The following is a 12157-nucleotide window of genomic DNA, read 5'->3' on the forward strand; positions in this document are numbered from 1 at the left end:
AGCACTAACTCTAGGCAGGCAACCATCAATTTTTTGTGAAAAAGAAGCCAACGATTAGTTGGCTAAATGGCTTACATGACAACTTTTGGTTGTATTTGAGAACGGTTCAGGCCTGATTCAGGTACCAGCGCCAATCCTGCTCGCCGACCTCCCCCATGAACTGCCGATATTCGGCACGTTTGACGGCCAGGTAAACCCCAAGAAACTCGCTGCCGAAGGCTTCCCGCGCCCAACTTGACGCTTCCAGCGCACGCAAGGTGGTCAGCCAGTCGGTGGGCAGCAGATGCGTGGCCTGGGCGTAACCGTTGCCTTCGACGGGCGCGCCAGGGTCCAACTGCTCTCGAATACCGCGATGGATGCCGACCAGGATCGCCGCAGCGGCCAGGTACGGATTGGCGTCGGCGCCGCAGATGCGATGCTCGATGTGTCGTGAGAACGCCGGGCCGCCCGGAACACGCAAACTCACGGTGCGGTTGTCGACGCCCCAGGTGGCGGCCAGGGGCGCGTAGCTGTTGGTCTGGAACCGTCGGTAGGAGTTGGCATTCGGGCAGAACAGCAACAACGAATCGAGCAAGGTGCTGAGCATGCCGCCCACCGCGTGCCTGAGCAGCGGCGTGCCGTCCGCGGCCTCGCTGGCAAACAGGTTGTGACCGTCGCGGTCGGCCAGGCTGACGTGCATGTGCATGCCGGTGCCGGCCAGATCATCGAAGGGTTTGGCCATGAAGCACGCCGTCATCCCGTGCTTGTGCGCCACGCCCTTGACCAGACGCTTGTAGCGCACGGCCTCGTCCATCGCCTGGAGGGCATCGGTGCGATGCTCGAGGGTGATTTCAACCTGCCCCGGTGCGTATTCGGAGATCGCCGTGCGTGCCGGAATGCCCTGGAGTTTGCAGGCATTGTACAAATCGGCCAGGAATGGCTCGATCTGCTCCAGCTCGCGCAAACCATAGACCTGAGTGCCCCGAGGACGACCGCCATCGACATCCCGCGCCGGCTGCGGCCGGCCGTGGCTGTCGCGCTGCTGGTCCAGCAGGTAGAACTCCAGTTCCGCCGCCATCACCGGGTAATAACCGTCGGCTTGCAGGCCTTCGATCACCTTCGCCAACAAGTGCCTAGGGTCTGCAATCGTCGCCGGCATGCCCTGCGTCGGATGCATGCTGACCTGCACCGCCGCCGTTGGCATCAGACGCCACGGCATGCGCGTCAGGCTGCCGCTGAGCGGGTAGGCCCGGCAATCGATATCACCGACGTCCCAGACCAGCCCGGAATTTTCCACGTCATCACCGTTGATGGTCAGGCCCAGGATGGTGCTGGGCAAGGGGCGTCCGCTTTCGTACACCGCCAGCAATTCATCGCGGTGCAGCAACTTGCCCCGGGGCACACCGTTGTTGTCGAGGATGAACAACTCGAACATCTCGATATCCGGGTTCTGTTGCAGAAAAGTCAGGGCTTCTTGCGGGGTGGCGAAGGATGTCGTGGCACAACTCATGGGAATTCTCTTGTTTCCGCGTCAGGCAAACGCGCAGGGCGCTGCCGATGGGGTCCGGGCGTAGAGCCGAGGACCTGTAAACATCGTTTAACGGGAAAGGCAGGAATCCGGCGGGCGCGCGTGACGACAGTGCCACAACGCCCAGAAGGCAAGTTCGGAAGGGAGTGCGACCGGACAATCGTCCATGGAAAAGACCGCAGTGATCAGATGACCAGCAGCGTCACACGGCGGGATACGGCGTTAAATCGGGATTTGAAGAACTTCGGGTCTGGGTTGGCTAAACATTCAGGGTGCATCGCTAAGCCTCGTGGATAGCGGGGTTTTGTGTGGCCACTATTTAATTTCTAAATAGCACCCCGGACTTTCTGATTTGCGAACTCCGCCCCAGGCACTTGTAATTCCCCCTCGCCCATCGAGGTTCGACCATGGAAAACATCCGCACCCTCTCGCGCCCCGCCCTTCTGCTGATGTGCACCATCATGCTCGTTGCGCTGAACCTGCGCCCCTCCATGGCGGCCGTAGGTCCGCTGCTCAAGACAATACGTGGCGACATCGCCCTGAGCTTCAGCCTGGCCTCGCTGCTGACCATGCTACCGGTGATGGCCATGGGACTGGCGATGTTCTTCGGCCTGCGCATCAGCCAATGGCTGGGCGCACAACGCACCGTGGTGGTGTCGCTGCTGATCATCGGACTGGCGACGGTATCACGCCTGTTCCTCGACTCCGCGCTCGAACTGATCCTCAGCGCCGTGCTGGCCGGCGCCGGCATCGCGCTGATCCAGGCATTGATGCCGGCGTTGATCAAGGCTCGGTTCAGCGAACACGTTGCTGTGTGCATGGGGTTGTACGTGACGTCGATCATGGGCGGCGCCGCGATTGCCGCCTCGTTTGCCCCGCTGGTGATGACGCACACCGATAGCTGGCGCACGGGCCTGGCGATCTGGGCAATATTGGCCCTGGCGGCGTTGCTGTGCTGGTGGGGCCAGCGCTCGACGCTGCCAACGTTGCCCATTCAAACGCAACGAAACGGCTCATTCTTCGCCAGTTCCCGCGCCTGGTTGCTGGCAATCTTCTTTGGCTTGGGGACTGCGTCCTACACCTGTGTGCTGGCCTGGCTGGCACCCTATTACGTGGAAAAGGGCTGGAGTGAACAGAATGGCGGATTACTGCTCGGCTTCCTGACAGCCATGGAAGTGGTTTCAGGTCTGCTAACGCCCATGATCGCCAATCGCAGCCGTGATCGACGCGGGGTGCTGGCCGCCCTGCTGGTGTTGATCATCGCTGGTTTTCTCGGCCTGATCCTCAGCCCGCAACACCTGAGCCTGTTGTGGCCGTGCCTGCTCGGACTGGGCATCGGCGGACTGTTCCCGATGAGCCTGATCGTCTCGCTGGATCACCTGGACAACCCGCAACGGGCAGGTGCCCTGACCGCCTTCGTCCAAGGCATCGGCTACCTGATCGCCGGCCTGTCGCCGCTGATCGCCGGCATGATCCGCGATCGATTGGGCAGTTTCGAATGGGCCTGGTGGTCACTCACCGGCGTCATGCTGTTGATGCTGCTGATGATCCTGCGTTTCAACCCACGGGATTACGCGCGCCACATTCGCTGACCAGTGCGCGCCTGCCAAGACAGCGAAACCCCCTACAGGCCATTCTCTCGGCACCACCGTTCCGCTAGGATCCTTCGCACGAGTTTGCGCTCGGTCAGCGCAAGGATCACAGTGAGAAGAATGGATGCTGAACAGTAACTTGCTTCGAAAACTCGATATGCAGGACCTCATGGTGTTTATCGCCCTGTACGAGCGTAACAGCGTCACCGATGTTTCCGAGGCGCTCTGCATCAGCCAGTCCACCGTGAGCTATTGCCTGAAAAAACTGCGCACCGGTTTTACCGACGAGTTGTTCATCAATACCCGCACTGGTATGCGGCCCACCTGCAAAGCCAGCAGCATGTACACCCACGTGCTGAAGATCCTCGAAAGCATCAACCTGTGCCATGCCCCCGTGCCGGCCTTCGATCCCGCCGGAGGGGTCGCCACCTTTAACCTTTGCGCACCGGAATATTTCGAGCAACTGATCCTGCCATGCCTGTTGAAGCGTTTTGACGCGGCGGCATTACCGGTGGTGATCAATGTGCAAAAACTCGAAAGCGATATCCCGGCCGATGCGTTGCGCGACGGCAGTGTTAATCTGGTGATTGGCTTCGGTCCGAACTTCCATCACCAGCCTCCCGACTTGCACTTCAGGACATTGCTGGAGGACCAACTGGTCTGCGTCTTCGACAAGGATGCGGCGCCCCTTGAACCGCGCTTGAGCCTGCAAACCTTTGCCCAGCGCCGGCACGTGTTTCCGACCCCGTGGATCTCCAGCACCAACATGGTGGACGGCTGGCTGGCAAAACAGGCGCAGGCACGGCACATCGTCGCGCGGGCCAACAGCTACGGGGCGGCATTGAAGTTGATTGTCGGCACCGACTACATCCTTGCGATGCCCCGTCGAATCCAGCGGTTGCTCGCCAGCGAAGGCGCTTTCACTCACCGCGAAGCGCCCGAAGGCCTGCCGGGCTTCACCCTCGACATGCAGTGGAGCCCGCACGCCGAGCAGGACGGTGCCAATACATGGTTTCGCGAGCAGGTCGTGCAGGCCTGCGCCGAGCATCGCCTGCGTTGAAACTCAGTTGTTGATCAGGACCTTGCTGTAGGACTCGCGATCCATGTCGACAATTTCCACTGCCAACTGGACTTCCACACCGGCTGGCCACTGACACAGGTCCTGCAGCACCGCCAGCAGGCTTTCCGACAACTGCTTCTTGATCTGCGGCGAGCGGCCACTCAACAGCGCCAGGTTGACGTACACGAACGCACGCTCGTTCAAGGCAGTCCCGACCTTGAAGGTCTCGACCTTCACCGCGCGGGCCTTGATGTCGGATTCGGCCGCGAACTGACCGGAAGCCACCAGCGCATTGTTGAACCGCAGCAGCGCCACATCGGCATTCAGCTCAGGCAGGTTGGCGGTGTATTCCATGTGCAGGTGAGGCATGACGTGGTTCCTGAGGTAAAGGGGAAAGGTCGTACATATATCACAGAGTTGCCCTGCTCTACTGCGGCATCGGTGCTTGCAACCGCTCACTCATGAAGGCTTCCAGCCGCGAACGCAGCCAGCGCTCGGCAGGATCGGTATCGACATGGCTCAGCCAGACCATGGACAGGTCCAGGGTCGGCGTCTTGAACGGAAAAGGCTCGACGAACAACTGGCCGGAAGCGGCCATCGCCGTGGCGGTGTAATCCGGCAGGCTGGCGATCAGGTCAGTCCCGGCGAGCAGGGCTGGCAACGAACTGTACTGAGGCACGGAAAGCACCACCTGGCGCGTGCGACCGATCTCCGCCAGCCACTCATCGGCGTAGCCGCTGACGTTGGCCGTGTGGGAAACCAGCACGTGGGGGCGTGAGCAATACTCGTCGAGGGTCAGCGGCGTGTCCGACGCATCGGCCCGCAGGATGCTGGGCAGGATATGCCGCAGCAGTTTGCGCTTGGCATTCGCCGGCAGGCCACGGGTCTGGCTGATACCAACGGTGATGTCACCGGCCGCGAGCAAGTCGGGAATCCGCCAGTAATCGACATGCTGCACCACGAACACCACTTTAGGCGCTTCCTGGCGCAGGGCGCGCAACAGCGGCGGCAGCAGGCCGAACTCGACATCGTCCGACAGGCCGATGCGAAAGGTCATGGTGCTGTTGGCAGGGTCGAAATCGTGGGTCAGGCTCAAGGCCACCGACAGCGAGTCCAGGGCGGGTGACAGGTACTGGATCAACTCTTCCGCCCTGGCCGTAGGTTCCATGCGGTGCCCCACCCGGATGAACAGCGGATCGTTGAACATCGCACGCAGGCGATTGAGCGCCGAACTGATGGTCGGCTGCCCCAGGAACAACTTCTCCGCCACCCGGGTCACATTGCGTTCATGCATCAAGGTTTCGAACACCACCATGAGGTTGATGTCGGCCTTGCGTAATTCATTGCGATTCATCCACTGCCCCCGATCTCCTGTCTGCCGACAGTTTAGGTAGCGGGTGCAAGCGGCGTCTATGCGACTGAAGAGGTTTTGCTGACGGAAATGAAGCTGCTTGGATCGAGCAGCTTCGTCGGCACGTGTTCAGATTTCTTTCAGCGGCGTCTGATCGTGGGTGCCCTTGATCAGGTTGATGGCATGGACGCAATCGGCCTTGTTGAGGTACGACTCCCCACTGGCAATCGTCTCATGGTTCGCCGCCCTCAGGCGCCATCGCCATTGGCCCCTGCCAGTCTGGGGGATGCCTCGGGTCTGCCGGTAAATCTCGAAATACATTGTTCGCTCCTTGCGATGGTTGATACGCAGATCCGGGATCTGCGAAACCAGAGTAGATGAGGATTTCCGGCGATGAAGGCTTTGTCTGTCAGGGAATATTTCGCTGAAGAGACGTTGGTGTGTGCGACGCCCAATGAATCGGGGCGTCAGTCATTCCAGCTACCCGTCTGCGTCAGACATACCGGTGGATGCGCTTACTTTTCTTACGCACAAGTGTTGCCGATTCGCACGCAAACAAAGGGGTCAGAACAAACGGCCACTGACCGGCCCCTCCTCCATCGGTTCAATCAATCCAGGCCCCTGGTTCCGCACGTTCCCCACCGCACGATCCACCTTGAACCACTCGAAAGCCTGCGTCGGCTCCCCTTGCAACAGCGCCATGTGCTCCGCCCGCGCCTGCGGAGTGGCCGGGTCCAGCCATTCCCTGGCCAATGCCGGGCTCAGCGTCACTGGCCGTCGATCATGAATGTCCACCATCCCGCCCTCGCTGTCGGCGGTGATGATCACAAAACCATCCTGCTCGCTGGGGCCATGCTCTGCGCTCGGATACCGACCGATCGCCGCGCAAAGGATCGCAGCCCGGTCCCGTCGTCGAATGAGGTACGGCTGTTTTCTCGGACCGCCCTCGTCCACCCACTCGAACCAGCTGTTGATCGCAATGATCGCCCGATGCGGCCAGATCTCGCGAAAGAATGGCCCGTGCGCCACCTTCTCGACCCGCGCATTGATCGGCGCCGCCCGATCCCTGGCCCAATGCGGCCGCCACCCCCAACGCACCCTGTCCGCGTGCAGGTAGCCGTCCTCCTGATGGAAAAGCGCAAGCTGCGTACTCGGCGCCGCGTTGTAGCATTCCAGGGGTTGATCGCCGACGTTGTTGATCAGCGGATTGGGCATGCTCAGCGCGGCAACGAAATCATGAATGCCGTGGTATTGGGTGAGGCGTCCGCACATGGCGTGTACTCCTTCCGGGCACAGGGTCTGTGGCCTGCTTGGAGTTTGGACGTGGATGGCTGGGATTTGTTGCGTTGGATCGCTGCACTGGGGAAGCGCTGTGGGTCAGATCACTGTTACCCGGTCCCCATCACCGGCTAGCGGGTGACTCCAGTTGAATTTGTGCCGGTGAAGACCGACAGCTGAGCGCTTAAAGTTTGCATAACCTGATCAAAAAGCAAAAAAAGAAAAAGCCCCGTAACCTTTCAGCTACGGGGCTTTTTCAATGTAATGGCGGAGAGATAGGGATTCGAACCCTAGGTACCCGCGAAGGTACAACGGATTTCGAATCCGTCCCATTCGGCCACTCTGGCATCTCTCCAACGGCGCGCATCATAACAACACTTTCGCCGGAAGCGAACCCCCTAAGCGAAATTTTTCCGTGCTATCAGATGCTTGCGTCGATTAAAGCGGTACGCCCAGACGGTTGGCGACTTCTTCGTAGGCTTCGATGACGTCACCGAGGCCCTGGCGGAAGCGGTCCTTGTCCATCTTCTTCTTGGTGTCCTTGTCCCAGAGGCGGCAGCCGTCCGGGCTGAACTCGTCGCCCAGGACGATGGAGCCGTCGCTGAACACGCCGAATTCAAGCTTGAAGTCGACCAGCAGCAGGCCGGCGTCGTCGAACAGTTTGCTCAGGATCTCGTTGACCTTGAGCGACAGTTCCTTCATGCGCGCCAGTTGCTCGGCGGTGCCCCAGCCAAAGGCCACGACGTGGGATTCGTTGATGAACGGGTCGCCCTTGGCGTCGTCCTTCAGGAACAGTTCGAAGGTGTAGGGGTTGAGCTTCATGCCCTCTTCGACGCCCAGGCGCTTGACCAGGCTGCCGGCCGCGTAGTTACGCACGACGCACTCGACCGGGATCATGTCGAGTTTTTTCACCAGGCATTCGTTGTCGCCCAGCAGCTTGTCGAACTGGGTCGGCACGCCGGCGGCTTCGAGTTTCTGCATGATGAAGGCGTTGAACTTGTTGTTCACCATGCCTTTGCGGTCGAGCTGTTCGATGCGCTTGCCGTCGAACGCCGAGGTGTCGTTGCGAAACAGCAGGATCAAACGGTCAGCGTCGTCGGTCTTGTAAACCGACTTGGCTTTGCCGCGGTAGAGTTCTTCACGTTTTTCCATGATGGGCTCCGCTTGCTAAGTAGGTGGGCTAGGCGATGTGTCGCCAGTCGAGCCCTGAATCTTGATCGGCCAGTTGCAGCCAGTCCGGGTCGCACCCAAGGGTGTCGACAAAACATTGCCGGGCCAGCTGCGGCAGGTTGTTCTTGCTGCTCAGATGGGCCAGGACCAGGTGTTGCAGGCCTTGCCAGCCCAACTCGGACACCAGGAATGCCGCCTGATGGTTGTTCAAATGTCCCAGCTCGCCGCCCACCCGCTGCTTGAGAAAGTACGGGTAGTGACCGCGAGCCAGCATGTCCCGGCAATGGTTGGCCTCGATCATCAACGCATCGAGGTCACGATAGCCGTCCAGCACCTTGTTGCAATACGACCCCAGGTCGGTCAGCAGGCCGAAGCGGCGCTCACCGTCGCTGAATACGTATTGCGTCGGTTCCTGTGCATCGTGTGCCACGGCAATGACGCCGATGTTCAGGTGACCGATCTGCAGTTGCTCGCCATCTGCCAGGAAACCCGTAGGCTCGATGGGTTTGCGCATCCCGCGCAAGGTCCCGCGACTGAGGTAGACCGGCAGATTGTAGCGCCGAGACAGCAAACCCACGCCATGCACGTGGTCGGCATGTTCGTGGGTCACGAGTATCGCGCTCAGTTGCGCCGGGTTCACACCCAGGCGCAACAGGCGTTTTTCGGTTTCCCGCAGGGAGAAACCACAATCCACCAGCACATACGTATCAGCGCTGGCTATCAGCGTGCCGTTCCCTTGGCTACCGCTGCCGAGAACGGCAAAACGCATGTGATCAGCCCAGGTTGTCCTGAATCACGCTCAACACTTTGCGCGCCACGTCAGCCGGCGCCACGGTGTTGATGTTCTTCTCGACGGTGACCTCGACGTTTTCGCCGACCTTGCTCAGGCGAACCTGATAACGCTCGGCACGCGCTTCGATTTCTTCCTTGCTTGGGCCACTGCCAAACAGGCTGCTGAAGAAACCAGGCTTCTCGTCTTTCTTCTCGGCTTTTTCGGACAGGTTGATGTAGTACAGGCCCAGGCTGCGGTTGATGTCTTCAACACGCCATTCGCCCTGTTCCAGCGCACGACCCACGCTCGACCAGGCACGGTCCAGGTCGTTGCCGACGTTCAATACCGGGTTGCCGCTGCCGTCTTCGGTCAGGCTGACACGGCTAGGCGCATCGAAATCGCGCGAGGCCAGCATGGAAACCGAACCGCCCTTCTCGGAGATACGGCTCATGCTCGCCAGCATGTCGTCGACCAGTGCCGCGTCCAGGCCGGTGTTGACCGAACGGTTGGTGAACGCCACGTCGGCGGTGCTGCCGGCAGGACGCTCGGCGCTGACCACGTAGACTTCACTGGTGTTGCGTTGCACGCCTGGCTCGATACGCACCCGCACGCGGGTTTCGCTGTCGCTGCCGACACCGGCCGCGCTCAGGCGCTTGGCCATGGAAGCAGACAGTTCGTCGGCATGCTGCCAGGTGGTGGTGAATTCACCGGTTTGCGGGCGTTGCTCGTCCAGGCGGAAACCGTTGTCCTGGAAGAACTGCACGGCCACAGGCCAAACTTCGGCCGGCGGGTTCTGGGCCACGATCCAGCTCGAGTCGCCCGTCTTCTGCAGCGAGTAGGGCGAGACGTCGGCAGCGGCGGACAGCGGCTGCGGACGCGGCACGATGTACTCGCCCTTGGCGGTGTCGTCAGCCACGTTACGCGGGATCGGCAACAGCGGATCCAGGTGCTTGGAGGTGGTGACGTCCGGTGGCAGTTGCATCGGGGCAGTCTGTTGCGCTTCCAGGTAATCGCTACCACGGTCACGGAAATAGCCTTCCGGGCCCCAGATCCACCCACAGCCACTGGTGCTGGAGATAATCAAGGCAAGTGCGGAAAGTCCGGCCAATCGCTTCATGCGTAGTGCTTCCTCAATTAAACCAGGACGCCGGACTGGCGCAGGGCCTGCCGCAGCGGTTCGTGACAGGCAGCACTGAGCCAGGTGAGCGGCAGACGGATACCGTCCGGCATCAGGCCCATCTCATGCAGCGCCCATTTCACGGGGATAGGGTTGGATTCGATAAACAGGGTTTTATTGAGCGGCATCAGTTTTTCGTGGATCGCCCGGGCCGTGACCGCGTCGCCTTTGAGGGCGGCGTTGCACAGGTCGGCCATGTCGCGTGGGGCGACGTTGGCGGTTACCGAAATGTTGCCTTTGCCGCCCAGCAGGATCAGTTCCACAGCGGTGGCATCGTCACCGGAGAGCACGATGAAGTCCTTGCTCACGCCATCGAGGATGGCCCTGGCACGGTCCAGGTCGCCGGTGGCTTCCTTGATACCGATGATGTTCTTGACGGTCGACAGGCGGATCACGGTCTCGGCCTGCATGTCGCACGCCGTGCGACCCGGCACGTTGTAGAGGATCTGCGGGATGTCGACGGCCTCGGCGATGGCCTTGAAGTGCTGGTACAGGCCTTCCTGGGTCGGCTTGTTGTAATACGGTGTTACCAGCAGGCAGGCATCGGCGCCGGCGGTCTTGGCGTTGGTGGTCAGTTCGATGGCTTCGCGCGTCGAATTGGCGCCGGTGCCGGCGATGACCGGAATACGCCCGGCCACCTGCTTGACGACGTAACGAATCACTTCGATGTGTTCGTTGACGTCCAGCGTCGCCGATTCACCTGTTGTGCCGACCGCCACGATGGCGTGGGTGCCGTTTTGCAGGTGAAAGTCCACCAGTTTGCTCAGGCTGTCCCAGTCGAGACGACCCTGTGCATCCATGGGTGTGACCAGTGCCACCATACTGCCCGCAATCATGCAACCGCTCCTGCCGGAAAAAGAGAGCCGTAATGGTACTGGCGCCAAGATGCTTGCACAAGCGAAGTACTGCGCTGCCGCCATTCCCCTTGGCGCCGCTTTTCGCTACCCTTCAGACTTTGATTGGTACTGACAAGCTCCCACGCCGGGTTGCAACCTCCATTTTCGGCTTCACGAGCCCCTATCCAGCGTTGCCAGCCCCCGCTCCCGCCATACCGGAGCACGTTGCAACCTTCGGGCTCGGTTTTTCGAATGGGCCTTCACAGGCTCGCCCCGGTCAAAAAGCCCATGGAAGTACCGACCGCTCATCGCTTTAGGAATGCTGCATGTCCACCCCCACAGTTCGCGAACAATTCCTTGTCATCAGTGCCCTCGGCGCCCACCCCATGGAGCTGACGAACGTCCTGTGCCGCGCCAGCCATGAAAACCGCTGCGCCGTGGTCACCTCTCGCCTGACCCGTCACGGTGAATGCAGTGCGCTGGTCCTTGAGGTTTCCGGTAGCTGGGACGCCCTGGCGCGCCTGGAAGGCAGCCTGCCAGTGCTGGCCAAACGGCACGCCTTCACCGTCAACGTGGTGCGCAGTGCCGCCCTGGAAAACCGCCCGCAGGCGTTGCCGTACGTCGCCTATGTCAGCTCGGCCTATCGCTCGGACATCATTAACGAGCTGTGCCAGTTCTTCACGGACCACAACGTCGAGCTTGAAAACCTGACCTGCGACACCTACCAGGCGCCGCAAACCGGCGGCACCATGCTCAATGCCACCTTCACCGTGACCTTGCCGGCCGGCGTGCAGATCAGCTGGCTGCGCGATCAGTTCCTGGACTTCGCCGATGCGCTGAACCTCGATGCCCTGATCGAACCGTGGCGTCCACAAAACCCAATGTAAGGAAGCTTTCATGGCCGTTGCCATCGACCAACCGGTTGCCGACTTCGAAGCGCCTGCCACCAGCGGGCAGACCATCAGCCTCGCCAGCCTCAAGGGTAAGCAGGTGGTGATCTATTTCTATCCGAAGGACAGCACGCCAGGGTGCACGACCCAGGGCCAGGGCTTTCGCGACCAGCTCGACGCCTTCAAGGCGGCCAACACCGAGGTGTTCGGCGTGTCCCGCGACAGCCTCAAATCCCATGAGAACTTCAAGGCCAAGCAGGGCTTCACCTTCGAGCTGATCAGCGACAAGGAAGAAGCGCTGTGCCAGCTGTTTGATGTGATCAAGCTGAAGAAGCTGTACGGCAAGGAATACATGGGTGTCGACCGCAGCACCTTCCTGATCGACAAGGACGGCGTGTTGCGCCAGGAATGGCGTGGCGTGAAGGTCCCGGGTCATGTGAACGCCGTGCTGGCAGCAGCTCAGGCGCTGAACAAGGGCTGATTATTTTGGCGTCCTTTTGGATGCCATCGCGGGCAAGCCCGCT

General features: G+C 60.8%; 13 protein-coding genes and 1 tRNA gene. 4 read left to right on the forward strand and 10 right to left on the reverse strand.

Annotation, left to right across the window (positions count from 1 at the left end; genetic code table 11):
* Positions 1 to 106 precede the first annotated feature (106 nt).
* The gene (locus QIW53_RS07685; RefSeq protein WP_371049034.1) at positions 107 to 1489 is read right to left on the reverse strand and encodes a glutamine synthetase family protein; all 1383 of its coding nucleotides are present in this window, start codon (positions 1487 to 1489) and stop codon (positions 107 to 109) included.
* Positions 1490 to 1914: 425 nt separating this feature from the next.
* Here QIW53_RS07685 and QIW53_RS07690 point away from each other — a divergent pair, with 425 nt between their 5' ends.
* On the forward strand, positions 1915 to 3099 hold the full coding sequence (locus QIW53_RS07690) for a cyanate transporter (protein ID WP_371049035.1): 1185 nt from the start codon (positions 1915 to 1917) through the stop codon (positions 3097 to 3099).
* A gap of 124 nt (positions 3100 to 3223) precedes the next feature.
* Positions 3224 to 4159, forward strand: coding sequence for a LysR family transcriptional regulator (locus QIW53_RS07695; protein ID WP_192302272.1), 936 nt, complete (start codon positions 3224 to 3226; stop codon positions 4157 to 4159).
* A 3-nt stretch (positions 4160 to 4162) separates the two neighbouring features.
* Here QIW53_RS07695 and QIW53_RS07700 read toward each other — a convergent pair whose 3' ends face one another.
* From QIW53_RS07700 to dapA, 9 genes are all read right to left on the reverse strand, one after another.
* Complete coding sequence (locus tag QIW53_RS07700) at positions 4163 to 4528, reverse strand: 5-carboxymethyl-2-hydroxymuconate Delta-isomerase (protein ID WP_192302273.1); 366 nt, start codon at positions 4526 to 4528, stop codon at positions 4163 to 4165.
* A gap of 58 nt (positions 4529 to 4586) precedes the next feature.
* Positions 4587 to 5513: a LysR substrate-binding domain-containing protein gene (locus QIW53_RS07705; RefSeq protein ID WP_371049036.1), complete on the reverse strand. Its 927-nt coding sequence runs from the start codon at positions 5511 to 5513 to the stop codon at positions 4587 to 4589.
* A 126-nt stretch (positions 5514 to 5639) separates the two neighbouring features.
* Entirely contained in the window at positions 5640 to 5831 is a 192-nt protein-coding gene (locus tag QIW53_RS07710) for a YegP family protein (RefSeq protein ID WP_371049037.1), read from the reverse strand.
* 243 nt (positions 5832 to 6074) lie between these two features.
* Positions 6075 to 6782 (reverse strand): SOS response-associated peptidase family protein, encoded by a 708-nt coding sequence (locus QIW53_RS07715; RefSeq protein ID WP_371049038.1) that lies wholly within the window; start codon positions 6780 to 6782, stop codon positions 6075 to 6077.
* 271 nt (positions 6783 to 7053) lie between these two features.
* Positions 7054 to 7143, reverse strand: a tRNA-Ser gene (locus QIW53_RS07720).
* 83 nt (positions 7144 to 7226) lie between these two features.
* Positions 7227 to 7940 carry a phosphoribosylaminoimidazolesuccinocarboxamide synthase gene (purC, locus tag QIW53_RS07725; RefSeq protein ID WP_110966859.1) on the reverse strand — a complete coding sequence of 238 codons (714 nt, stop codon included), beginning with the start codon at positions 7938 to 7940 and terminating at the stop codon, positions 7227 to 7229.
* Positions 7941 to 7968: 28 nt separating this feature from the next.
* Complete coding sequence (locus QIW53_RS07730) at positions 7969 to 8727, reverse strand: MBL fold metallo-hydrolase (RefSeq protein ID WP_192302323.1); 759 nt, start codon at positions 8725 to 8727, stop codon at positions 7969 to 7971.
* Between the two features lie 4 nt (positions 8728 to 8731).
* Positions 8732 to 9847: an outer membrane protein assembly factor BamC gene (gene bamC / locus QIW53_RS07735; RefSeq protein WP_371049039.1), complete on the reverse strand. Its 1116-nt coding sequence runs from the start codon at positions 9845 to 9847 to the stop codon at positions 8732 to 8734.
* Positions 9848 to 9864: 17 nt separating this feature from the next.
* Positions 9865 to 10743 (reverse strand): 4-hydroxy-tetrahydrodipicolinate synthase, encoded by an 879-nt coding sequence (gene dapA / locus QIW53_RS07740; protein WP_371049040.1) that lies wholly within the window; start codon positions 10741 to 10743, stop codon positions 9865 to 9867.
* 326 nt (positions 10744 to 11069) lie between these two features.
* On the opposite strand from dapA, the gene QIW53_RS07745 reads away from it, so the two are divergent.
* Both QIW53_RS07745 and QIW53_RS07750 read left to right on the forward strand, forming a co-directional pair.
* The gene (locus QIW53_RS07745) at positions 11070 to 11630 is read left to right on the forward strand and encodes a glycine cleavage system protein R (RefSeq protein WP_371049041.1); all 561 of its coding nucleotides are present in this window, start codon (positions 11070 to 11072) and stop codon (positions 11628 to 11630) included.
* Positions 11631 to 11640: 10 nt separating this feature from the next.
* On the forward strand, positions 11641 to 12114 hold the full coding sequence (locus QIW53_RS07750) for a peroxiredoxin (protein ID WP_371049042.1): 474 nt from the start codon (positions 11641 to 11643) through the stop codon (positions 12112 to 12114).
* Positions 12115 to 12157: the final 43 nt, after the last annotated feature.

The sequence above is a fragment of the Pseudomonas fluorescens genome (genome assembly GCF_041354075.1).
Lineage (GTDB): Bacteria > Pseudomonadota > Gammaproteobacteria > Pseudomonadales > Pseudomonadaceae > Aquipseudomonas > Aquipseudomonas fluorescens_CE.